Origin of the sequence: Vibrio syngnathi (assembly GCF_002119525.1) — a bacterium.
Taxonomy (GTDB): Bacteria; Pseudomonadota; Gammaproteobacteria; order Enterobacterales; family Vibrionaceae; genus Vibrio; species Vibrio syngnathi.
The window spans coordinates 1,421,491-1,446,452 of record NZ_CP017917.1; the positions used below are offsets into that span (position 1 = coordinate 1,421,491).

Genomic DNA, 24,962 nt, shown 5'->3' on the forward strand with positions numbered 1-24,962 from the left:
TTTGATACTAATTTCGATATAAGAAAAGTATGTAAGAGGAAGGTCAAAACAGCCCTAATAATTGGTGTTAACACTGTTTATTTGGGCATATAACTGCCAATGACAGGGCTTAACCACTCGTTACTCAGAAATGGCTAAGTTGTTCAGTTGTTCAGTTGTTCAGTTGTTCAGTTGTTCAGTTGTTCAGTTGTTCAAGATGCTCAAGATGCTACAGGTTATTACGCGCCAGACTTGAGGTAGATACCGACTTCTCTGAGCTGCGCTTTAATGTCTAACATTTGGATGTGAGATAGTACCAATTGGATCAAATTGAATATTGCTCCCGCAAACATCAGACCCGCGACATAACCAGACCATGCTTGGTTATCAACTTGATACAGAGTATTGAATGAAAGAACGAAGAAGATGAGACTGGAAAAACCAATAGCATACTCATTACAGTTGTAGACGTATGAATTCGTCGCGTAATCGTATTTGATTTTTACCTTTCCACCCGCTCTGCCTAGCTTAAGATTAAGAACATTTCCGCTAACCTCGTATTCCAATCCATTAATTGATGCAACGCGCTCTACTTTCTCAAGCCTATCTGTTTTTTCCGCATTATTTTGAATACTGTCCATAGTCGTACCCTACTCCGTCACCTAAAAATTATTCGTAAGCACTCAACCATGCTTTCAGAAGTTGGTTAGTGCTCTTCTTCTGGCTCGCAGACAATGACTTAACCAGTTTTTTCTGCATTTCGACATGTTCAGTCATCATTTGGTCGATCAGAATAAGACCATCTTTGGTTAGCTGAACACTCACGCTGCGTCTGTCTTCTTTGCTGTGCTCACGGCTGATCAACCCTTTAGCTTCTAGTTTATCAAGGCGATTGGTCATTGCGCCTGATGTCAGCATCATCGATCCGATCAGTTCTGATGGCGTCAGTTGATAAGGCTTCCCAGAACGTCGCAACGTTGCCAACACATCAAACTCACCAAGTTTCATGTCGTAATTTTTATGAAGCTCGGCAACTTGCGTCTCCATATACTTGGCAATACGCATAATCCGGCCCATCATTGCCATTGGCTCAGTTTCTAACTCAGGCTTTTCCTTTGCCCATTGCTCTACTACGCGGTCGATAGCATCCATTTGCGATCTCGCTCCGTTATTAGTCTGATTAATTCAAACTAGTTTAACATAAAGATACTTTACAACCATATGATCTAGGTATACAGTTCATACAACCAACTATCTTAACGTAAAGATATTTCATATGAACATATTATTAGCAATGATCCCCGCGTTCTTTTGGGGAACAACCTATGCAGTGACGCAATTTACGCTACAGGAATGGCCCCCCTTATTATTGGGTGCTTTGCGTGCGTTGCCTGCTGGTTTGTTATTGCTAGTAGTAAAACCTACACTGCCTCAAAAAGGCGAATGGCAGATCATTTTCACATTGGGTCTTATCAATATTGCGACCTTCTTTAGCTTAATCTTCGTGATGGCGTTGACGTTGCCTTCTGCAATCTCCGGTGTAGGTATGATCTCTGTGCCAGTGTTTGCGATGATCTTCCATTGGGTAGTAAAGGAACAGCGTCCGCAATTGATTCAAGCCTTGTCTGGTATTGGATTAATCACATTGGCGTGGATACTGTTTAATCCGAGTCAGATCGCTTTAAGCTCAATAGGTTTAGGCGCCATGTTCGCTGCAATCATGTGTATCGTTATCGGCAGTAGCATTACCAAGTCACTGGGTAATCGCATGCACTGGTGGAAGGTATTAACGTGGCAACTGATTCTAGGCGGTACGATTTTATCTGTCGCGTCTGGCGTTCATGCGCTCATCGACCCACAGCCTTATGTTAACGCTGTGACTCATTTCGATACTCGTAACGCAATAGGACTTGTTTGGGTGATTATCCTGAACACTGCCCTGGGTTACGGCATGTATGTGTGGCTACTACAACGTATGTCAGTGGTGGATTTCACCTTCGGTGGCATCGCTAACCCAATTGCGGGAATTGTGACGGGTATGATGTTGATGGGTGAATCCTTTACCCCACTCCAGTACTCGCTAATGACAGGCATGATAGTGATGTCACTGCTACCGCAACTTATCCTTGCGGTAAGACAGTCCAAACAAGTTAAGCCTGTTACGTAGATGAATCTACCGACTGCACTGAGAATAATAACGGCGCCTTACATCTTATACAGTGATTTAAAAGGCGCCTTTTGTTGCTACGCTGACAGCAATAAACCAAATAGCCATACTCGCCAAGTTGATCGTTTCTTAAACGACATTAAACCTTACAAAGAACAATGCCTTTACTCAAGCTACCCTAAATTGAATTTATTTTCTAAAAAACAGGCATGTTATAGATTAATTTCCCACAAAAAATTGCAATTATAGATAAAAAGACAAAACTTTTCTCCGACGACCTCCTTATACTGTGCCACGTCATTAAGGCGCCACAAGCCTATGATTTAAAATAATTATTAATGAGTAGTCACCATGAATTCGAAGTCGCTAACTATCTTGCTTTTTGTCTCTGTTTGCTTAATTTGGGGAACCACTTGGTTCGCTATGGAAGTGGCATTGCATTCTATCCCACCTATTTTTGCCACTGCATTGCGTTTTCTATTAGCCGCACCTTTGCTTGCGGTATTGGCCAAAGTGTTCAACCAACCTTTGCTTTTCCCTAAAGGTAAACGCCAATGGCTGCTTATTGTAGCGCTGATGTACTTTGCGATTCCGTTCACTTTGATGATCTATGGTGAGCAATACATCTCTTCAGGTTTAGCGTCGATCATCTTCGCGAACATGCCGGTCGCAGTGATGCTGATGTCAGGCTTATTCCTAGGTCTACGACTGGCAAAGCACCAAGTATTTGGTTTAGCTACCGCGGTTGTGAGCCTATGTTTAATCCTCGGTAATGAAATGCAGATGGGTGGCGATGACTACCTAGTTGGTACAGTTTGCCTAGGCCTTGCTGTTGCCATTCACGCTGTTATGTATGTGTTAGTTCAAAAGCACTGTAAAGGCATCGAAGTACTGACGTACAACGCTGTCCCAAGTCTGATTGCTTCTCTATTCTTATTCGCCGTTTCAGCAGTGGGTGAAAGCGTGAATGTTGCATCTTTCACTTGGGATTCTATATCAGCCGTGGTTTACCTAGGCTTTGTAGCGAGTGTTGGCGGCATTGTGGCTTACTTTAAACTCGGGCAGGTTTCGACACCATTCCAAGCGTCTATCTGCTTCCTGATTTTCCCTGTGGTTGCGCTACTGATCTCTTGTTACATCAATGGCGAAGTACTGTCTGAACAGTCACTGGTGATGATGATTCCTCTGCTTTGTGGCATCTTGTTGACTAAGGCACCAAAAGGATTCTTCAAGTTGCGTGGTGGATTGAAAACTGTAAGAAGCTAACCCTACTGAAAGCTGATTAGATATTCCTATCTAACGCATACAAAAAAGCTCCAATATCGTTATTGGAGCTTTTTCCTCATCAGACCGAAATCAACATTAACGCCAGCTAAACATTCGCACTTCATTGCCCTCTTCAGGCTTCTTAGGAATGTTTAAAGACAACGCTAAAGAAACCGCTGCCATCACCGCACCTATGTAGAAAACCGTTGCAGGGGACGACAACCAAATCACACCGAACGCAACTGGAATAACGACTGCGGCAATATGGTTGATGGTGAAAGAGACACCTGCGGTCGATGCCATGTCTGCCGGGTCTGCAATTTTCTGGAAGTAGGTTTTGATCGCTAGTGCGAGTGCAAAGAACAGATGGTCAACAACATACAGCGCTGCCGCCCATTCCGCGCTTTGGACTAAAGCATACCCAACGAACACACCAATCAACCCGACATACTCGAAGATCAGCGCCTTACGCTCGCCCACCACACCGATAAATCGGCCAATACGTTTTGCGAACAAGAAGTTAAACAAGTAATTGACTAAGAACAGTAGCGTTATATCAGCAGCCGAGTAACCAAACTTCTCTACCATCAAGAAGCCTGCAAATACGGTAAAGATTTGTCGTCTTGCGCCACTCATAAACGTTAAAGCATAGTAGATCCAGTAACGCTTTCTCAGCACCAACTTCTTATTTTGTTGAGTCTTGGTCTGAAACTCAGGAAACCCAAAGGTCATCACCAAAACCAGCACAAACCCGATGCCACCGGTGATGCCATAAACCCATGCAAAATCGAGCTTAAACTGTTCTAGCATCACCCAGATTGACCCGTAAGTGATTAACGATGCCAGTGCGCCTACTGAAATCATTTTACCTAGCATCTCTGGCGCTTCTTCTTTACTCAGCCATTGGAGTGACAAAGACTGCTTGAGCGTTTCAAAATAGTGAAAACCCGTCGACATCAAAATGGTGGTCAGCAGTAGGCCAGTGAGTGAAGGAAACAAACCGGTAATCGCCGTACCGACTGTGAGCATCGCTAGCGATATCAACATGAAGCGTTGCTCGCGAATGAACGCCAACACAAACACCACGGTAAAGGCCAAAAAGCCAGGGATCTCACGAACACTTTGCAATAAACCAATATCCGCACCATCAAAATTCGCTTTCTCAATCACGAAGTTATTAAGCAGCGCCATCCAGCTCGAAAACGCGATAGGGACAACAATTGAAATCAGTAATAAGAAGTTTTGCGGCGTTTTCCAGCTCGCGGTTTTATCGAACATTGACGGACTCCTGTTCGTCTAATTGGTTAAGCACTCGTAAGGTTAGTTGCTCGGTATACGGGTTGATCTTCCAATGCTCTAGACTCCAACCTTTAACAAAACGTTGAAAATCGGCCCACGCGACGTAAAACATTGGTCGCCACGCGGCTTCAACATCCTCGGAAGAAAGTTGTGGTTGATAGTGCGTGAGAGCCTCTTTCAAGTATCGAAAGTAAGCCTCTAATATATCGTGTTCAAGCTCTGCGCAATCTAGCGGCCTAACCGCGCTGCTCATGAACAAGGCGACGTCTTTCATCGCACAGCCACGCCCCACATATTGGAAATCAACGGCAGCAGCGCGCTCGCTTTTTAAATCAAAGCAGAAGTTGGCAAGCTTAGCGTCACCATGTACCAAGGTTTGATATGGGCACGCCCTCAATAGATTATCAATGTGCTGCGCTTGGCTCTTAAGCGGTAAATCAGCCAATGCGTTTAACTCGTCAGGCCGAGTGTCTAAATGCCAATATGTGCCGACTTGCCACAATGCAGCTGAATGTTCTTGATCTACATTGATGTGCTTTGCGTGAAAATTAGCGAGCCATTTAAGGCAAGCATCGCGTTGGTTTTGCTCTTCTAGTGTGTAACCAGACGCCAGCTCAGGCTGAGTATCTTGGATTGCTAAATCATCAAAAGCAGCAAGCACATCAAACTGAGAAGTTAACGGAAAACCGATTTCGGCCAAGTCTTGCATCACAATCAGCCACTCGTGCTCTTGTAACTCACATTGCAGCCCTACAGGTACAGGGCAACGCTCATCCCACTGTTGGGTAAACGACTGATACCACGCGGTCTCAACTTGGTAAGAGTGCACCTTTCGTTGATGAGAAAGTTTGGTATTCCAACCCTTTGGGTGTTCTGCTTTATCCGGCAATGCGACATGTTTAACAATTACGCTGTTGAATGAAGAACGCCTTTCTTTAGAAAAAATCAAACGAACTAATTCACCATACCCGCCCCATAGGCTTTGAATCACCTGGACATCAAACCCTTGGTGACAACCCAGTGAGGTCGCTATTTTTTGATAAAGCTCATTTTGATAAAGCTCTTGTTGATAAAGCTCTGGCTGATTTTGACTTGAACTCGCTATCGCTTGAGCTCGATTGTTTGACGATATTGATTGAGACATATACTCGTTGCTATGCTTTATCGGATAAAAGATGTGCCCACTGTGGCTGCCTATTCATATAGTGAATCACATAGCTACAAATCGGTACAATTTTAAAACCTGCTTGTTCAATTTCTGGCAATACCGACTCCATCATCACCTTACCGAAGCCCTTACCCTGAAGCTCATCAGGAATACGTGTCGATGTGATATGTAGTACATCTCCGTCCTTTTGGTACTTAACAACCGCGAACTGGTTGGGTTTTAGCTCAACTGTGATCTGGTTCGCTTCTTGATCCCATTTTGTTGCGTGCATTCTCAACTCCTGAAAATAATTGATACGACAAACAATAAAAATTTGAAGTATTCATTCCTTGTAATAGACTAACTCAAGCTCATACAAATAGAACTAAGTACTTACAAACAAAGTAAATAACTCTGTGCCAGCGGCTTAATAACGAATTAGTAAAGATAAAGGCACTCTATAAACCCACGTAAGTACATTCGCCTAGTTTATGTGATTGCACTTAATTTATGTAATTGCACCTACTAAATCTAGCACGTATTTGCCCCTTATTAGTAAGTTACCAATATAACAAACAGACGCATGTTGGCGCATGGAGAACATATAATGAACGCACCACTGAAGAAGCCTTTGGAGCATAATCAGGCACTTCAAGACCCTCGTAACCGTACCGTTTCTACGTTAAATAGCACTGATGCACTGGCCATGATTGAACACGGCAGTGAACTGACGTTAAATGTATCGACTCCGGTTGGCACCAAGTTTCTCGCCACCACAAAATTTATCGGTACGCACAGTGATAACTGCATTGTGGTAGAAGTTCCTGATGTATCTAACGAGGATCTGAGCTTTTATTTTCAAGAAGGTTTTTGGATGACAGCTCGTGCGTACTCTCTTCGTGGAGAAGGCGCTCTGATCCACTTTAAAAGCCAAATTCACCATAGGGTTGGGGATCCCTTCCCTATTCTTGTGCTCTCTACACCAAGCTCGATGCAAGTCACTCAACTGCGTAAAGAGACACGCTACGAGGTGAACTTAGCTTCCAGAATCATCTTCAACGATCAACGAGCAAACTGTGAGATTAGAGACTTATCGAAAAGTGGTTGTCGTTTTGTTACCTCACCGACTTCTCGTGCAATTCAAATTGCCGATCGAGTATCAATTGAAGTTACACCTGAGAACTACAATGGCCCACTTATACCGCCATTGAGGGGCATCATCTGTAATCTCCAAAAATCAACGCACTACGCTCGATACGGTGTCGAATTTGATGAAGCTGGCCGTTCTAACGCCAAACACTTGTTGGCGAAGCTGAAGTTCGATGGAACCAAGCTCTGCTTACGTAATGCTTAAGCGCCTGCCATAAAAAACCAAAGAAAAAGAACCCAAAAAAAAACAGCCATCGAGAATATCGATGGCTGTTTTTCATTTACGCTTAACCGTTGTTTGGTTAGTTTACCTTAGGCATTAAGCTATTTGCGTAGCGCATTGAGTTTAGCTTGAGCGATACCGAAGATAGTATCGATTGGATAGCTCCCCTCGTCACTCGCCTCACCGGCGGCTTTGCCTGTAAACAGCTCAATCGCTTCGGTCACATGGTCGATAGCCCAAATATTAAACTCGCCCTTTTCAACCGCTTTTACGATGTCATTACGCAGCATCAAATTGTGAACATTTGAACGTGGGATGATCACCCCTTGCTCATTTGAACGTCCTTTGATTTCGCACACATCAAAGAAGCCTTCAATTTTCTCGTTCACACCACCTATTGGCTGGGACTCACCGAACTGGTTCATCGAACCGGTAATCGCGATGTCTTGACGGTTTGGCTGCTTAGAGAATGCAGACACCACCGCACAGAACTCGGCCATACTCGCGCTATCACCATCAACGCCACCATACGATTGTTCGAAGGTGATATTGGTCGTAAGCGGTACTTTCGCTGTCTTACCAAATACCGAAGAAAGGTAAGCCGATAAGATCATCACCCCTTTCGAGTGAATACTGCCACCTAGGTCTACGTTTCTCTCGATATCAATCACTTCACCGTCACCATAAGCCGTGGTTGCCGTGATCCGGTTCGGTGCGCCAAACATATGATCAGTCGTACTGAGTACAGACAGCGCATTGACCTGTCCAACCGCCTGACCATCCACATGAATCAGTGTTGTACCGTTGGTGAAGGTTTCCATTACGCTGTCTTGCAGTCGCCCGACACGCATCTGTTGGTTAGATAGCGCCTGGTCGACATGCGTAGCACGAATCAGGTTCGACTTCGCCCCTTTCGCCACGTAGTTTGACTCACGAAGTAGGTTGGCAATGTGTGCCGAGTGTAGCGACAACTTACTTTGGTCACCCGCCTGACGAGAGCTGTGCTCAATAATGCGAGCAATCGCTTTACGGTCACAATGCAGCATGTTGTTGTCGTGCACGATGCTTGAAATGAAGCGTGCGTAATGCATTTCAGAATCCGCAGTACGCTTCATCTCATCTTCAAAATCGGCCGTCACACGGAACAATTCACCAAACTCCGCATCGTAGTGTTGCAGCAGTTGGTAAGTTCGATAATCACCAAACAAAATGATCTTCACATCCAATGGAATAGGCTCTGGATCAAGCGATACCGCACCCGTTAACGTGACCTCTTTTTCTAATGACGTGAAGCTCAATTGACGCGAACGTAGCGCGCGCTTCAAGCCTTCCCACACATAAGGTTGTTCAAGTACTTTCACGGCATCCATCAGCAATACGCCGCCATTGGCTCTATGTAAGCTACCGGCACGGATTAATGAGAAGTCCGTAAATACAGTGCCTTTAAACGTTGCCGTCTCGACATAGCCAAACAGAGAGTGATAATTCGGATTCTCTTCAACCACGATCGGCAGCGTCTCCTCCTTCTGGCTCACAATCACGTTAACCTTGTAACGACGTGGCATTTTCTTATCCAAAGAGGCGGTCGCAACTTCTGCTTGCTCTGTGCTCTCTTCCAAGAAAATATCTGCGTTGTCGACAATGTCTTTACGCAGTGCCGTCAGGTACTTTTTGATATCTGGATATTGGCTGTAGTCTTGCTTCAACTGCTTGATGAAGTGCGTGATCACATCTCGCGCCGTATCATCATTAAGCTTTTGAATTTTCTCGGTATACGTCTCTTCAAGCTCGGTCAGCTCGCGAGAAATGGTTCGTAGGCCCACTTCCAATCCATCAATGGTTTTATCGAACTGGTCTTGCTCTTCCGGCGAAAGTAGATCGAAGCTCTCTTCGGTATGAAGATCATCCCCATTCATTGCGACAAACTGGTAATCCCCCTGAGTCGTGATCGTCAGGTTGATGCCCTTGTCTTTCGCTTCTTGGCTAATTGTTTCGAGCGCAGCTTGTTGCTTCGTGGCCAATTGGTTTTTAAGCCTATCTGCACGGCTAAAGTACATCTCATTGTCGAATGCGAGCGGCATGGCTTTAAGCAATTTACGCATCAGCTTTTCAATGTCTTGCTTTAAGCTGCTGCCCACGCCACGTGGTAACTTGAGTACCTTCGGTGTGCGAATATCTTCAAAGTTCGCGATATAACACCAATCAAAAAGCTCTTGGACCTCTTGAGTGTGTCGGTTTAAATAGCGCAAAATCATGGTGCGCTTACCCAAACCATTTCGCCCTATCGCATAAATGTTGTAACCCTTTTCCTTGATTGACATCGCGAACTCAACGGCCTTTTGTGCACGTTCTTGCCCGACGATTTCGTCAATTGGAGCCAGTTCTTTGGTCGACTTACATGGTAGCTTATCGAGTTCCGCTACCTTATACAGCTGTTCTGTATTGAGTCTTTGCATCGCCATCGCCGCCTCCTTAGTCCTTCATTACTTGGGTGTAGATAAAATCAGTGTAGATGTAATTACCTATAAATTTAGTGACTTACGCTGCACAGCTGTTCAACTGAACAAATAACACTCAATTTACCTCGTTTTTAGCATTAATCAGAGATTCAATTCACCAACTTAACGTGTGAATGATTTTAATTTGCAATTGATAATAAATATCATTAACATTTTGGGATATTTAAAATTAAGGATGTGGACATGGAAATTGAACGCTGCTGGATGCACTACCTAAAAGCTGAACAGTTAATGGAACAAGGTCATTGGCCCGAAGCACAGCGCCTCTATAATGATGTTCTCACCTCTCTTCCTCATCACATCCAAAACGCGGCATACCAAAGTGACATCAAACCCTGCCAGTTTGCTTGCTTAATTTCAGGCCTTAGAGACGCCAGTGTCGCTCAATCAGAGATTCTCAATCGTTTAGGCCAACAGCAACAAGCCTTCGATACCTTGAACCAATCTTATGCATTGATGCAATTTATCTCTCTTGAAGGTACAGAGTTGATTCAACGTACCTTTAGGTTATTGGAAAAGCAGAGCGAAGATTTACTCAATCACCTGATCGCATTTTGCAGTGCTCAGCGCAGCTCACATTGGATGCTCGAGCTAGAACAAATTCAACGCGCTCATCACCATTTTGGGCAACTTAAAACCACTTCAGAAGTTCAATCTTCACCTAATGTCTTAAATTGATAAGGATATATCATGTCGGACCGGGCCATTCTTAAAGTTAATAATCTCTCCGTTAAATTCATAACCAATGATGGAATCATTGATGCGGTAAAAAAGATTAACTTTACTCTTAATTCTAGTGAAACCTTGGCCATTGTTGGCGAATCGGGTTCAGGTAAATCTGTCTCTTCCAACGCTTTGATGCGTTTGCTTCCTGACAACGCCATTATCGATGCTCAATCGGAAATCGAATTTGAAGGTCAGTCGATACTCAAAAAGACTGAACGAGAGATGCAGTCAATTCGTGGTGACAGGATCGGAATGATCTTTCAAGAACCAATGACCTCTCTCAACCCATACTTACGCGTGGGCACTCAAGTGGCGGAAGCCATTATGTGTCATCGTAATGTATCGAAACCTCAAGCGAAACAGCGTGTACTCGAACTTTTCGACCTTGTACACTTACCAATGCCAGAACAGGCATACAACAAATACCCACATGAGTTTTCAGGCGGTCAGTTGCAACGCATCATGATCGCAATGGCTCTGATCAACGAACCAGACATTCTGATTGCAGACGAACCGACTACGGCTTTAGATGTAACAGTTCAGGCTGAAGTGCTTTCTCTTATCAAAGAAATTCAAAGCAAGATGGGCATGGCGATTTTGTTCATTACCCATGATCTCGGTGTAGTGAAACACTTTGCCGACCGAGTACTCGTGATGTGTAAAGGGGAATTGGTCGAAGAAGGACTCACTCAAGAGCTATTCGAAAATCCTAAGCACGATTACACACGCATGCTGATCAACTCAATTCCGAAAGGCGCTAAGGTTCCTGTAGAAGCATCGGCGCCAGAGCTACTGTGTGCCGATGATATCCGTGTTCAATTCTTGGTGAAATCCCACTTCATTAAGAGTAAGAGTCAATATTTCGAAGCCGTAAAAGGCATCTCATTGACCCTGAAACAAGGCGAAACATTAGGTATTGTCGGTGAATCTGGCTCAGGTAAATCAACACTAGGACGCGCACTAATCGGCTTGCTGCCAAGTACAGGGCGTATTGTTTACAAAGGCCAAGACGTGAGTTTGTTAACCGACAAAGAACGTCACAATCTCAAGAAAGATGTACAGATGGTATTCCAAGACCCTTATGGTTCTTTATCACCACGTATGACCGTTGGGGAAATCATCACTGAAGGTTTAACGGTACATCAACCTCATCTATCCAAGAAAGAAAGATTAGAACGAGCTCGCAAAGCATTGATTGAGGTTCGCTTAGAACCCAATTCAATTAACCGCTATCCACATGAGTTCTCGGGCGGACAAAGACAACGTATTGCGATTGCTCGCGCGTTGATTCTTGAACCATCTTTCATTCTATTGGATGAACCGACTTCAGCACTCGATCGCTCTGTACAACTGACGGTGATTGACCTGCTAAAAGACATTCAAGCCAAGCACAATATCGGCTTCCTATTCATCAGCCACGACCTTTCGGTAGTCAAAGCCTTATCGGATCGTGTATTGGTGATGCAGAAAGGTGAAGTGATGGAAGAAGGGTCTGCAGAAGAGATTTTCAATGCACCGAAAAATGACTACACCAAGAAATTAATCGCAGCGTCATTCGACTTAGAAAATAAATCGAAAAAAAATGCCGCGTGAAGGGAACTAATCAACATTAACAGCGTCTTATAAGTACATTCTGAATAATCTCCTAATGGATTGAAATCTAGAATGGATATAGCAAAAACTGGTTTGGCCGCCAAAAGAAAAATGTCGCATGGATGCGGCATTTTTCGTTTCTGGCGTATATGAAAAATCAACTCAGTGATTCGAGCCAGTGATTATGAAGGTCTGCTCAAGTTGACGGACTTTAAACAGGGTTAGCTGATAGTCGGGTCATAGTAGCAGAGCAGATTCGCTCAACTCATTTTTGGACACAAACGTGCTAGAACTATTGCACTAACAAGCTTCTGCCTGATTAGAAAAAGTATCTTGAAACCTTAAATGCTTGTTAGGCGAATTTAGTAAATGTCCTGCACCTCTAGCTTTTCTAGGCTTACATCACAACTGATATTACTTTTCTCGGCGCCAAGATACGACAAATGCACTTGGAGCTGGCTTGTTTCAATATCGGTTTCGATGCCACTTAACTCCACAACCCCCTTAAACACAACCTCGATGCTACCTGTCACTCTAACTTTGCTTGATTCTTCAATTTCAGATTTCGAGAGCGCTTTTCGATATTCATATGAGAGTGATTCATACGCATCATTTTCACAATAAAATGACAGTTCTGCTTCACATTCAGCAGCAAGCACATACGCAAATTTTCCATTACCCAAGTAGCGAGGGTAATCGACAAAAATTTCCTTTAAATTCCGAACATGCACTTCATGTTCAGTTAGCTCAATATTACTAAGGTCATATGGTAGCTCTACAAAGTCTTCATCATAAAAGCCTTCGACTTCAACTAGATAGTTGTCCGTTAGATACTGAGAAATCTCATAGCTAGAATCAGACGTTGAAAGAGTTTCTATTATAGATGTGACTTTTCTTTCACTTGCGTTCAGTTCATCAAGAGTTGCTTTCAGCTGCGGGATTCTGATTACGTCAGTGAGGTCTTTAAAAAGGACTACATTATCGATGTCTTTTATTGCTTCAATTAATGCGCCATCTTTGGCAACAACAAACAACTCACCTTCTTTCGCCAGCTTGTTTATAGCATCTAAAATCACAGCATCTGGGATGTCTTCTCTTTGCTTTTTATTACGGAACGCCCCTGTTCCAGAAAAGTAAGATTTAAAGACATCATCAATTGAAGTATCCGAGATTAATGGCACCAAAACCTTATTATCTTCTACCCATGTATCTACGAATCGATCTGCTTCTTTTATTGACGATGACACAAAATTTGTAAACTGTCTTACGACAAACTTATCTTTATCCAAAATAGATTTTCTATTTAGATTGTCTAATGCTGAGTTTAGTTTCTTCAATTCACCTTCAGCTTGGTCTTGTCTTTTACTTTTATATTCCTTCAGTACCATTTCAGGAATAACTAAGCAAATTGCATCACTTTTGATCAGTCTCTGTAAAACTTGGAATCGAGATGATTGCAAACCTTCCTGATGCAGAATGTTGGTATCTAAAAGAATTTTAATCATTTTATTTCTGGATACTCCAAATTATCGATTCGCCTAACGCCGAAATAATCGGTGACATACACGTGCTATGTCTAAGCTTAAGTAAGTCGGCACGCGTATGGAATCCGACGCAATTGCTTTGTTATGCGTTGTCTATAATTTTAATCATGAATTGACAAGCTTTAGTCATATTGCTTTCTTGTTCAGAAAGTTTATAGCGCCATTTAGGACCGTGGAACAAGTTATTTCTGAAGCGATAAACCACGAATAGACACCCAACGAGTTTAGTAATTTGATCCGTAGAATCCTCTAACAACATCGAATCTACTTCAGGCGGGTTTCTACTTTTTTCTAACTCTAATGCAGCGTACCTGTCATTGAAGCTTCCACCAGAAAGGTAGCGTTCCTTAAAATAGGTAACGAGTTCATTCAAACCAATCTCTGAAATTTTTCCAGAATTTTGCAAATTGGTCGCCAAATTAAAAAAACTCGTTCTATTAGCACTACAGTTTAAAACTTGAGATTCGAAGTAGCTCCAGATCAGAAAAAATTCGCTTATCGCTTTTTTTTCTTCAGGGCTTAGATTTGAATAAGTGCTTTCTTTACTACATATCCAATCTGTTGGATCAATCATATACACCTCAATAATAACTTGTCGCGACACTAAAAAATGAATGCGTTGACACATAACATTTTAATATCGTGCCAGCACGAATTCATGTATTCAGAATATCTCAAAAATCCCATCTAACAAACTGAAATTATACGTATAATTCAGTTTGAATCTGATTTCTGGTTGAAAACCGTGCAAGCAAATATTGCTCCCAATTCAAGGCATATTATCAATCAAAAACTTCCCTTTAGTTCTCAATTATTTAATAGCTTAGAAATAGTGAACAACATATTCGTGCGTAATTGTGATTGAAGGTTAGTCTGATTGTGGATCAGAACATTTAGCTACATTGTTGGAACTCTAGGCATGAGGAAAAGTAAGGCAAGTTGCAGGGTTTCAAACTAAGTTCAATCCCTCTCTGGCTCACTTTGGGACAGAAGTGCTTTAGCTTACCTGCCCCATGCCCTGCATTGACATCAATACGAATCATCATGGGCGCACCACCTTGATGCTTGCCTTGAAATTAACGATACAGAGACTTGGTCGACTCTCTGACGATTAAATCAATCGGTGGCAATCGAGCCTCATGCCTCTCGCCAGATAACAAGTTCAAGATCGACTGAGCACACACCTCGCCAATCTCTTCAATCGGCTGCCTTAATGTTGTTAACGCGGGCGTGAAATACTTAGACGTAGGCAAGTCATCAAACCCAATCACCGACACATCTTCTGGCACTTTATAACCGTGATCATGCAACGCCTTAATAGCGCCGTAAGCGGTTTGATCATTGGCAGCAAACAAAGCAGAGAAGTGAACCTTAGATTCAATCAACTCGACCGTTTTCTCGTAACCAGATTCACTACTGAAATCACCCTGCTTAACGAGTTTTGGCATCACTTTAATACCTGCCTCTTGAAGTGCTTTCTTATAGCCTTCAAAACGATTACCCGCATCAGGTTGGCTTGATAGCCCTTTAATATGAGCAATGTTCACATGTCCTTGTTGCAGTAAATGTAGGGTTGCCATGTACCCACCCAACACGTTATCAATATTGATGGCGCGGACGTTATTCTCAACAAAATCGTAGCCAACCATCACGATAGGAATGTCTTGTGCGTACTTGGCAATTTCTTCCTGAGTAATGCTTCCTGTCACGATGATCATGCCATCTACGTTACTTTTTGCTAGATACTCCAACGCGTGCATTTCTAACTTTTTCTGCCAATGCCCTGTCGCGATCACTAATGAATAGCCTTGAGCGATCAGAGTTTTCTCCATGTCGTTGAGGATACGACTGGTGTAGGGGCTGTCAGGGTGTTGCACCAAGACACCAATAGTAAGCGAGCGTCGGTTGGTGTTTTCTTGCATTTGGAAGTTAGGTTTGTAGCCCGTGTCTTTAATGGCTTGCTCAATGTTTTGGCTTTTATCGTCCGACACATAAGTGGTTCGATTAAGGAAGCGAGACACGGTACTGGGAGAAACACCAGCCAATCTTGCTACATCGTATACTGTTGTTTTTTTTGTTTTAGTGCGCATCTCGATACCCTAATCAAGTGACATTCGGGGAGCTTGAAGCTTCCCGTCAATTTCAACCTACATACCACTGCTTTAGCTGAAGCTTGTGTCATTAAGTTAATACAAGTAGGCGAAGATCATCCCCGGTCTAAAGTAGCGGCCAGCCGTATATTTCAAGCCAGTACTCAATAGCCATTTGTGTAAGCCTGCCAGCTTTTCTAGCGGAATTTCACCGCCCATCATTTTAACAAAACTGTCAGTATCTTTCGTTAATGTTGGGTTGATACGACCGTCAGACAGCACACACTTTTGACATTTAAGTACACTTAGCCAGTTTTTCGCATCATTTTGCGACACTTTAAATACTTCTATAAGATCTTTCTCATTGACAGACACAGAGCAATTGAATCCCTCTGGCGCTGCAAATGGAATTTTCGAATAGTCATAGAGCGCGGTATACACAGTATCCATCAATGTTTCTGCTTGTTGCGATTTCCCCGCTAAGTTCAACGCCGTTGCCACGCTAAACTGAACACCAATCCACACATCTTGTGCCTGAAATGCTTCATGTGGTGAACCGTCGGCTAACGTCATATTCGCAACACCCAACTTAGGACTATTAATTTCAAAGTTGTGCTTATAAACATAGTCCAATGCGCGTTGGATGTTCTGTTGTGGGAAAATGCCTTCCAAGCCGATGAGTTTTAGGTAGCTGTCGGCCAACAAGGTATCACCAAAACTGTTATCGGAATCAGGTACTAGTTCTAGATATTCTTGAGTAAAGGCTTGAGGTGCGGTCTCACTCAGCAAGCATTTCTTAGAGACTCTTTGAGATGCCTTACTGATATTGATAGAAGTATCCGTTTCATTTAAATAGGCATTGAGCGTGTTCTTGTCAGCAATCGCATCACCCGTCAAAGTCAGGCCTAAGGTTTCCAGTGCTTGGTAGCCTTCACCCGTTAAATGCTTGGCTTGAACTGGCGTCACGAAGAAGTGGTAGTAACCCTCTTTGTCATCCCACAAACTTTGTTCAACCGTTGCCAACGCCTTTTTAGAACGCGTTAAGTAACCGGTAGCTCGCTCGCTTTCACCCATCAATTGTGCAAGTTCACTCGCCGCTTGCAGGCCAGCAACCCAAAGGCTCGCACAGTAAATTGAGATGCCATGAGAAGCGAGGTTATCAAAGGTATCGTCTGTGCCTCGGGTTAGTGGTAAATCGTCACCTTCAGCGATCAAATTCGATAAGAAATCGATGCTTTCAGTTACGGCTTGCCAGCACTCTTTAACCACAGAGATATCTTGAGTGTTTTGATAATGGCGGTACACCATCAGAATGTACTTCGGCGCTAGGTCCTTCCATTCTTTCACGTTGTGCCAGCTGTAAGCATCTGGCTGGATGTCGAATGGGCTGCCCAAGTCGTGGATTACCGCACCTCGAATGGCACGCACGCCTTGGTACTTGTCATCAATCAATTCGGCATTAGGCGTCGCTTCATATTCCCAGTATCGGCGCTGAGTAAAGTCTTCCGCCAAAATGGCTTTCGAGAACTCTTTCATCACGCAGCCATCAAGCTCAGGCAACAAATAAAGCAATGAGAATGAGCCATAGAAGTACACATCAAGAGAGTTAAAGAATGGGTAGTCGACACACTCTTTCACCAAGAACTTATCTTCCTTATCCCATACCGTTGATTCGGCTAGGAAGGACAATGAATTCATCGCCATCGTCGCATAACGCAATGCCGATTCTGGCTGCGATATCTTGCTTTGAGCTTGCTCTAGGAAAGCCGTTTGTTGCTTCACGATCTGTTGCTCAATCGCTTCGAGTTCAGGCAATACGTCTTCTAGCATCGGCAGAGCTGGTTGCGTTTGCGGGTAAAATTGCGTGTAAGCCTTGTCTGAATGCCAACCATTTAGCATGACTTTACTGTGTGCCATCACCTGTACAAAACGCAGGTCAACAGATTCACCGGCTTCAAGCTCAACCTGAACCACCACCAATGCGCTCAACGCTTCACGCCCTGTGTAAATTCCTGTTTGGAATTCCGCGTTGGTACGGCCTGTTTTCAGTGCGAACTCTGTTTGCTGAGCAGTCTTAGAGGTATAAAGCGTTGGCTTCACAGAGATCGACACCTTGCCAGATTCTGTCAATTGATTATCCGCTTGAACACCAAACACCACTTCGCCTTCAATATCGCTTTGATAAGGCGATTGGCTAGACAGTTGAACACCCGTAAAGCTGTGTCTTTCACCCTTTAAGTTAACCACTTCATGCTGCTGAGCGATAGGATTTTGAGACAAGATACATGCCGAATCCTGAATGCCATCACGGCCTTTTTGGTAGGTTGAGCCAATCAAGTTTTGAAGCGGCTGAGCAAGCGTAATCACGCGTGGTTGCGATGAATTATTGGTTAATTCGAAGTGATTCCAGTGCATCGGTAAAGAACATAGGCGTTTGTTCTCTTTAACGATCGGAGAGACGACCTTACGCTTTATATTAATATCGTCGAAGCTACTGTATTTATATTCAGCCAGTGGATATAAAGCTTGATATTCTATATCACTGCCATTAACACTATCTATATCATTATTATCACCCGCAGTGAGTGATAATAATCTCGTTGTATCATTTATTAATAAACCATTAAAGAAATCTAAGGCTACATATAATTGACAAATAGTTGAACCTGAATCTTCTGCAATCAACAATTGAGTCTTATTTGAAAATTCAACGTTCCATTTTGTAAAGTTATTTTTATTTTCTTGGTAGAATCGACCATTTTTTAATGCTGTTTGAATGAGACTAATCGCATTCGACATTTCTCTACTTTCAATCTTTTTGCCATCAAACAAAGCAGGATAGAAGTTCAGGTGAACGCTTAGCTCTTGTTCATTAAGAACTTGCAGCGTGTCGATGGTTGGCACATTCATCACTGACGCATAAAAATCATTAAAATTAATAACTTGCTCTGAACAATCGACAAAGATTCCCGGAATAAAGCTGAAGTTAGGAGTGTTGCCGTTTGGTGTGAGTGTAAATGTGTTACCAATTCCGCCGACTGCCATACCGGTATTTTCTGGTGTAGTCGAAATTGGCGTGTACCAAGGTTGAATAAATTCAACTGCATCACCTTTTTTACACAGATGTTCTGAATTTCCTGAGTAACTCGTATATGGAATTTTATTATTCATTTTAAAACCGCCATTGAATATTTTTTTCTTCTTGTTAATATCTTTTTTAAAATGGAGACATCAACATGTTTAAAATTATAAATGAAAAATTTGGAAATATTGACTCTGTCACATTAATAAACCACCAACATGGTATAGAACTTCAAATAATCAATGAATTTGGCGCTGTTATAAATAAATATATTGTCAACAACAGTCCATTCTCTTTTATTTGTGGTTATCAGAATTATGATGAACTGCTCAACCAACATCCGTTCTTTTCCCGCAGTGCTAAATTATTCCCTTTTCCAAACCGTTTAAACTTAGGTCGTTACAGTTTCGATGACCAAAACCATCAACTCCCAGCTAACTTTCCTTGGTCTGATCACGCCGTACATGGCCTGCTCTACAACCAACCTTTTTCAATCACAAACAGCGTAGCCACTGAAGAATCCGCCAGTGTGACGTTGCAATATCAAACGTCGTCTTTGCATCCTGCTTTCCCGTTTGCGTTCAACCTTGAAGTCACCTTCACTATCGATATCACGGGTAAACTCACTTGCTCAACGACCGTCTCTAATCTTGGTGATTCTGCATTCCCATTCGGTGATGCTTGGCATCCTTATTTCTCACTCGGCACTGAGCTAGCACAATGTGGACTCGCTATGTCACCTTGCTCTGAAGTCATCCACGAAAACGACCTACCCAATGGTGAAAAACTGGCTTTTGACTGTTTGTCTTTGGACGATTCACTGACTAATCAAAGCTTAAATCATTGCTTTGAATTTGATTCCAAGACAACCAATCAACTTGCGTTTACGCGCTCAGATTCGTCTGCCGCTATTCGCTATCAACAAGATGAAAGCTATCCATTCGTTCAGCTGTACACGCCGACTAGCGAGCAAAGTATTGCAATAGAACCAATGACTTGCCCAGCTGATGCATTCAATAACCAGATTGGCTTATTGACGCTTAGCCCGAACCAATCTCAAACCTTTACTTGGCTATGCCAAGCCACCTATCAACCAAAATAACCAAATCAAGGCAACTGCTGAATGCGAAATCAGCCCCTCAGAGAACGCATTGCTAATGAAACAACTACAACGAAAGAAGCAAACTAAAGAAACAATAAAGGGCGCATAAAGCGCCCTTCTCTTTTTTAACCTAAAACAACCTCAATAGTATGTTCACCTGACGTGAATACCGGTGCTTTGTTGCCTTCAATCACCTCACCATTCACCTTCATTTGTGCCACACCCTTGCACACGTTATTTGGGTTGGTGACATGAATGTTGTATGTCGCGTCGCGGAACTGACGACGTACTTTGAACTCAGGCCACTCAGCAGGAATACATGGGTCCACCAGCAAGCCATCCACTTCAGGGCGAACACCTAGAATCCATTGCGTACCCGCCACATATGTCCAAGATGATGTACCAGAAAGCCACGCATTACGCCCTAAACCGAACTGTTTGTGCTCGTCACCCAGAATATTTTGTGGGTAACAGTAAGGTTCAGATTCAAAGGTATCAATGTCGTCATTCTTAGAAGCCGGGTTGATTTGACGGTAGTACTCGTAAGCACGCTCGCCGTTGCCCATTTTAGCTTCTGCGATCATCACCCATGGGTTTGAATGCAAGAAGATGCCGCCGTTCTCTTTCGCACCTGGTGGGTAAGTTGAAACACCGCCTAGCTGTGGATCAAAGCCGTTGTAACCAGGAGTTGAAAGCTTGATGCCATTGGTGGTGTTTAGTTTGTTGTAAACCGAATCTAGTGCTTGCGTGGCACGTTCTTGAGTCGCGAAACCAGAAATTACAGGCCAGCTTTGACCATTGGTGTAGATCTGCCCTTGCTCATTTTTATGAGAACCAATCGGCAAGCCCTGCTCATCAAAGTAACGCACAAACCATTCGCCATCCCAACCGCATTCATTCACCGTATTCTGCATCTGTTGGTACTGATCTTTAAACTTAGCTGTCAGTTGCACTTCGCCACGCAACTCACACAAGTCCAACATGTCGAGCAGTGCTTTGCCGTACATGTTCGCCACCATCATCGACTCAGCACCCGTTGGCAGGTTCACCGTGTCATTCCAGTCAGCAAAACCTAACAACGGTAGACCGTGCTCACCAGTATTGGTGTAAGTAAACTCAATCGCACGGCACAGGTGATTCCAAACCGTTCCCGTTTCAACAGGGTTGCCGGCCTTGTCTTTTTGATAGAACGGGATCTCTTTATTCAAGAAGTCTGCATTACCCGTTTCTTTCACATATTGCGTCACCGCGTAGATGATCCACAGGTGATCATCACCGTAGTAATCTGGGCGATCTTCTTCTTCACGCGAGTCACCGGCGTTCGCTTCCATCGTTGATGGGAAGAACTGGTGCATCGCTGAACCGTTGGTGTTTTGCACAGATAACAGACGCTCAATGAACTCACGCGCTTCTTCTGGCATGTGAGTAATTACACCTAAAGTGTCTTGCGAAGAATCACGGAAACCGATACCACGAGCTCCATAGCCAAGCTGATACAGAGACAGGTAACGAGACCAGTTTTTGGTTGTGTGACACTGACGCGGGTTATGTACGTTCAGCATTGAATTCATTGCCGGATCTGGCGTTTCAACCTGAACCGCTTGTAGGTAACCATCCCAATGTTCAGCCAGTTCTGCGAAAGCAGAATCGACCACTTGATGGTCACGATATTTAGCCAGCAGAGGAAGTGCGGCTTCTAGGCTCTGTTCTTGCGCGATTTGTACAATCGTACGCTCTGTCTGCTCTGGAGATAACCAACCTAGGCGCAGGTTCAGTGCACCAATGTTGTCGCCACGCAAACACTCAGTATTGCCTAATTCATCATTGTTTAGTGCTTCTGGTGCTGCCCATGTACCGTAGCCCAAATTACCTAGGAATGATTGGCGATCACCATCAAAAGACGTCGCAGGGCGATCCGCTGTCATCAGGTTCACCGCGTAGTCACGCTTCATGAAAGCATACTGCTCAAGCACGGTATGACCCGACTCTTGCTGATGCGCTTTCAGCGTCATGGTTTGTGGAACCCAATCGGCATTCAGTAGCTGTTTAAGCGCATCGAAGTGCGTGAATTCGTAAACAGGCACCACATCAACGTGCAGTGCTTTGTCTGAAATGTTGGTGACTTTGATGTCTTGTAGCAGTACTTGGTCAGCTTTCGGTACAAAGAAAGTCGCTTCACAACGCACACCAAATGCTTCTGCAATGATGGTGGTGTATGACAAACCGGTATGGTTTTCAAACTTATCTAACGGCTTCAAGGTTGGCGTGTAGAAAGGTGAGAACACCTCTACGTTGCCCGCTTCATCACGCACCTTGAGGTACATGGTCGAGCCTTTGAAGTCTGAGTTTGGCAGTTGAGCAATGTACTTAGTGATACGGTTGAGCGCAGGATCGCCCTTACACAACAACACGCCACCGTTGCTATCAACAATGCCACCGAAATCTAATGTGCCCACATAGTTACACCATTTGATCGGTGTACACGGTGTGGTTGCTACGTATTCTTTGTTTTTATCGTCAAAATATCCGAATTTCATCATCACTATCCCTAGCCCCTCCCAAATCAGGAGGAGCCAAAACAATTTGTCGTAAGTTGGTTGGTGTCAGCTCAATGACTGACTTAAATTGACTGGCTAGCTCGCTAGCGAGTTCTCACTCAGAGCATCGAACAAGTGGAAAGCATCCAAATCCAAGTAAAGCGTCAGATCTTTTACATCGACTTCAGCCGCTTGGGTTTCAACCATCAACGGTTGACCGCCAATTTCTGTTTTCAGAAGAATGCTTGCGCCCAGTAATTCCTTGTCTTTGATTTTCACAGGGAATGGCAGCACGCGGTCGTGATCAACTTGCTCGGCACGTAGGTGAATGTCTGTTGGACGAACACCAAAATGCAGAGCTAGGTTCTTAGACGCCAGAGACTTAAAGCGCTCAGGCAGTGGGATATGAACATCGCCAATTTCAACGAAGTACTCGCCTTCTTTTTCAATCAGTTTTGCTTCCAACATGTTCATTGACGGGTTACCAATGAATTGCGCGACAAACTTGTTTGCGGGACGCTGGAACACCTCGGTTGGTGTACCAACTTGAGCGACATAACCGTCTTTCAGGATCACGATACGATCCGCCAGTGTCATCGCTTCGATCTGATCGTGGGTTACGTAGATCGTGGTGGTTTTAAGTTCACGGTGTAGGTGTTTGATCTCTTCACGCATCACGCCACGAAGTTTTGCATCGAGGTTAGATAACGGCTCATCAAACAAGAAAACCTTCGGCGTACGAACCATCGCACGGCCCATTGCCACACGCTGACGCTGGCCACCAGAAAGCTCTTTTGGCTTACGATTCAGTAGTGGATCAAGCTCTAGCATTTTCGCCGCTTTTAGCACTTCTACGTCGATTTCTGCTTTTGGCATGCCCTTCAGTTTAAGAGCAAAGGCGATGTTCTCGTAAACGGTCATGTGCGGATACAGTGCGTAGCTTTGGAATACCATCGCTAAGTCACGGTCTTTCGCGTCGACTTTATTCATCAGCTTGCCGCCAACCACGATGTCACCAGAACTGATACTTTCAAGGCCAGCCAGCATGCGTAGCGTTGTCGATTTACCACAGCCAGATGGGCCAAGGAAAACCACGAACTCACCGTCTTCAACCGTAAAATCAAACTCTTTGACGACTTCAACATCACCGAATGATTTTTTGATGTTCTTAAATTCTACTTTAGCCATTATCTGTTCTCCTCAGCGCGCTCTAGCAGCATATTTCGGTACGCAATTGCGCTCTGTTTCAATGTTCTTTCTTGGGTGGTGTAGTCAACATGGACAATGCCAAAACGCTGGCAGTAGCCGAATGCCCACTCAAAGTTATCCATCAGGCTCCAAGCGAAGTAACCGTCGACTTTCACGCCCGCTTCAACGGCGTTGTGAACCGCTTCGATATGACCTTGGAAATAACGAACTCGTTGCTCATCCATCACTTGTCCGTTAACGCGCTCGTCGTTACCTGCAGCACCATTCTCTGTGATGTAGATAGGTGGCATATTTTCGTAACGAGCATCCAGTCTTACCAATAAGTCGGTTAGACCTTGTGGGTTGATCTCCCAGCCAATGTAAGTGTGTTCAGCTTCAGTTTGTTTCACCGATTCAATATCGCCGTTCTCATTGAAGCGAGCGACATTGCGTGTGTAGTAGTTGATGCCAATGTAATCGACAGGTGCGCTGATGATGTCTAAGTCACCTTCAAGGATCATAGGCATGTTCATCGCTTGGCGTTCAACCACCAACTGTGGGTATTCGCCCTTCAATACTGGGTCGATAAACCAGTGGTAGTTTTCCGCTTCACAGTAGTCGGCTGCACCTTGGTCTTGTGGCGTCAGCGGGTAAGCTGGCGTCGCGTTGAATACCACACCATGCTTAGCATGAGGTGCATTCTTGCGAAGGATCGGCATTGCCAAACCGTGTGCCAACATTAGGTGGTGAGATGCTAGGTAACCCTCTTTTTCACCTTTGATACCTGGCGCGTGTTCGCCCCAACGGTAACCTAGGAATGCAGAAACAAACGGTTCATTGAGCGTGGTGTACACATCGATGTTGTCACCAAAGTATTTGCTCACCACTTCTGCGTATTCTGCGAATTGATAAGACGTTTCGCGGTTTAACCAGCCACCCTTATCTTCAAGATATTGCGGTAGATCCCAGTGGTACAAAGTCACATACACTTTCATGCCGCGAGCATGACACTCGTCGATGATCTGACCGTAAAACTCTAGGCCTTGCTGATTCACCACACCGTCTTGCGGCAGGATGCGCGGCCATGCAATAGAGAGACGGTAAGCATCAACGCCTAAGCCTTGAATCATCTCGATATCTTGTTTCCATAAGTGGTAGTGGTCACACGCCACATCACCATTGTCGCCGTTATCGACCTTGCCCGGCGTCTTGCAGAAAGTGTCCCAGATAGAGGGTGTACGACCGCCCTCTTCAACGCCGCCTTCAATTTGGTATGAAGATGTCGCGACACCGAATACAAATTCCTTACTGCGTAACTTTGAATCACTTGGAAGTTGATATTTATTCATTG

Annotated in this window: 19 protein-coding genes; 6 read left to right on the forward strand and 13 right to left on the reverse strand. The window is 44.0% G+C overall.

Features of this window, described 5'->3' with window-relative positions; all coding sequences use genetic code 11:
- Positions 1-218: 218 nt before the first annotated feature.
- A complete protein-coding gene (locus K08M4_RS21155; RefSeq protein ID WP_086051368.1) occupies positions 219-620 on the reverse strand; it encodes a hypothetical protein in 402 nt (133 codons plus the stop codon).
- Positions 621-648: 28 nt separating this feature from the next.
- Positions 649-1,131, reverse strand: a complete 483-nt coding sequence (locus K08M4_RS21160; RefSeq protein ID WP_086051369.1) for a MarR family winged helix-turn-helix transcriptional regulator — start codon at positions 1,129-1,131, stop codon at positions 649-651.
- 124 nt (positions 1,132-1,255) lie between these two features.
- On the opposite strand from K08M4_RS21160, the gene K08M4_RS21165 reads away from it, so the two are divergent.
- Complete coding sequence (locus K08M4_RS21165) at positions 1,256-2,146, forward strand: DMT family transporter (RefSeq protein ID WP_086051370.1); 891 nt, start codon at positions 1,256-1,258, stop codon at positions 2,144-2,146.
- Between the two features lie 351 nt (positions 2,147-2,497).
- Positions 2,498-3,412 (forward strand): DMT family transporter, encoded by a 915-nt coding sequence (locus K08M4_RS21170; protein ID WP_086051371.1) that lies wholly within the window; start codon positions 2,498-2,500, stop codon positions 3,410-3,412.
- A gap of 96 nt (positions 3,413-3,508) precedes the next feature.
- On the opposite strand, the gene K08M4_RS21175 is transcribed toward K08M4_RS21170, so the two are convergent.
- The 3 genes from K08M4_RS21175 to K08M4_RS21185 are packed head-to-tail and all read right to left on the reverse strand — an operon-like array spanning position 3,509 to position 6,150.
- Entirely contained in the window at positions 3,509-4,690 is a 1,182-nt protein-coding gene (locus K08M4_RS21175; RefSeq protein WP_086051372.1) for an MFS transporter, read from the reverse strand.
- The gene (locus K08M4_RS21180; protein WP_086051373.1) at positions 4,680-5,855 is read right to left on the reverse strand and encodes a phosphotransferase; all 1,176 of its coding nucleotides are present in this window, start codon (positions 5,853-5,855) and stop codon (positions 4,680-4,682) included. The genes K08M4_RS21175 and K08M4_RS21180 overlap by 11 nt, the downstream gene beginning before the upstream one ends.
- 10 nt (positions 5,856-5,865) lie before the next feature.
- Complete coding sequence (locus K08M4_RS21185; protein WP_009846169.1) at positions 5,866-6,150, reverse strand: GNAT family N-acetyltransferase; 285 nt, start codon at positions 6,148-6,150, stop codon at positions 5,866-5,868.
- Positions 6,151-6,465: 315 nt separating this feature from the next.
- Here K08M4_RS21185 and K08M4_RS21190 point away from each other — a divergent pair, with 315 nt between their 5' ends.
- Positions 6,466-7,212 carry a PilZ domain-containing protein gene (locus K08M4_RS21190; RefSeq protein WP_086051374.1) on the forward strand — a complete coding sequence of 249 codons (747 nt, stop codon included), beginning with the start codon at positions 6,466-6,468 and terminating at the stop codon, positions 7,210-7,212.
- A 119-nt stretch (positions 7,213-7,331) separates the two neighbouring features.
- Here K08M4_RS21190 and K08M4_RS21195 read toward each other — a convergent pair whose 3' ends face one another.
- On the reverse strand, positions 7,332-9,692 hold the full coding sequence (locus K08M4_RS21195; protein ID WP_086051375.1) for a Lon protease family protein: 2,361 nt from the start codon (positions 9,690-9,692) through the stop codon (positions 7,332-7,334).
- A 240-nt stretch (positions 9,693-9,932) separates the two neighbouring features.
- Between K08M4_RS21195 and K08M4_RS21200 the strand changes: the two genes are divergently transcribed.
- Entirely contained in the window at positions 9,933-10,427 is a 495-nt protein-coding gene (locus K08M4_RS21200) for a hypothetical protein (protein WP_009846166.1), read from the forward strand.
- A gap of 12 nt (positions 10,428-10,439) precedes the next feature.
- Positions 10,440-12,068 (forward strand): ABC transporter ATP-binding protein, encoded by a 1,629-nt coding sequence (locus K08M4_RS21205; protein ID WP_086051376.1) that lies wholly within the window; start codon positions 10,440-10,442, stop codon positions 12,066-12,068.
- 362 nt (positions 12,069-12,430) lie between these two features.
- Here K08M4_RS21205 and K08M4_RS21210 read toward each other — a convergent pair whose 3' ends face one another.
- The 4 genes from K08M4_RS21210 to K08M4_RS21225 all read right to left on the reverse strand — a co-directional run bounded on the left by K08M4_RS21210 (position 12,431) and on the right by K08M4_RS21225 (position 18,873).
- A complete protein-coding gene (locus K08M4_RS21210; protein WP_086051377.1) occupies positions 12,431-13,573 on the reverse strand; it encodes a PIN domain-containing protein in 1,143 nt (380 codons plus the stop codon).
- Positions 13,574-13,694: 121 nt separating this feature from the next.
- A complete protein-coding gene (locus tag K08M4_RS21215) occupies positions 13,695-14,186 on the reverse strand; it encodes a hypothetical protein (protein ID WP_086051378.1) in 492 nt (163 codons plus the stop codon).
- A gap of 502 nt (positions 14,187-14,688) precedes the next feature.
- Entirely contained in the window at positions 14,689-15,702 is a 1,014-nt protein-coding gene (locus K08M4_RS21220; RefSeq protein ID WP_086051379.1) for a LacI family DNA-binding transcriptional regulator, read from the reverse strand.
- 96 nt (positions 15,703-15,798) lie between these two features.
- Entirely contained in the window at positions 15,799-18,873 is a 3,075-nt protein-coding gene (locus K08M4_RS21225; protein WP_086051380.1) for a GH116 family glycosyl hydrolase, read from the reverse strand.
- Positions 18,874-18,938: 65 nt separating this feature from the next.
- Here K08M4_RS21225 and K08M4_RS21230 point away from each other — a divergent pair, with 65 nt between their 5' ends.
- Entirely contained in the window at positions 18,939-19,886 is a 948-nt protein-coding gene (locus K08M4_RS21230; RefSeq protein ID WP_086051381.1) for an aldose 1-epimerase, read from the forward strand.
- Between the two features lie 125 nt (positions 19,887-20,011).
- Here the strand turns inward: K08M4_RS21230 and K08M4_RS21235 are convergent, their stop codons facing one another.
- The 3 genes from K08M4_RS21235 to K08M4_RS21245 form a co-directional block, all read right to left on the reverse strand.
- The gene (locus tag K08M4_RS21235) at positions 20,012-22,426 is read right to left on the reverse strand and encodes a glycoside hydrolase family 94 protein (RefSeq protein WP_086051382.1); all 2,415 of its coding nucleotides are present in this window, start codon (positions 22,424-22,426) and stop codon (positions 20,012-20,014) included.
- A gap of 93 nt (positions 22,427-22,519) precedes the next feature.
- A complete protein-coding gene (locus K08M4_RS21240; RefSeq protein ID WP_009846155.1) occupies positions 22,520-23,611 on the reverse strand; it encodes an ABC transporter ATP-binding protein in 1,092 nt (363 codons plus the stop codon).
- Positions 23,611-24,960 (reverse strand): GH1 family beta-glucosidase, encoded by a 1,350-nt coding sequence (locus K08M4_RS21245; RefSeq protein WP_086051383.1) that lies wholly within the window; start codon positions 24,958-24,960, stop codon positions 23,611-23,613. Before K08M4_RS21245 ends, K08M4_RS21240 begins: the two co-directional genes overlap by 1 nt.
- Between the last annotated feature and the right edge of the window lie 2 nt (positions 24,961-24,962).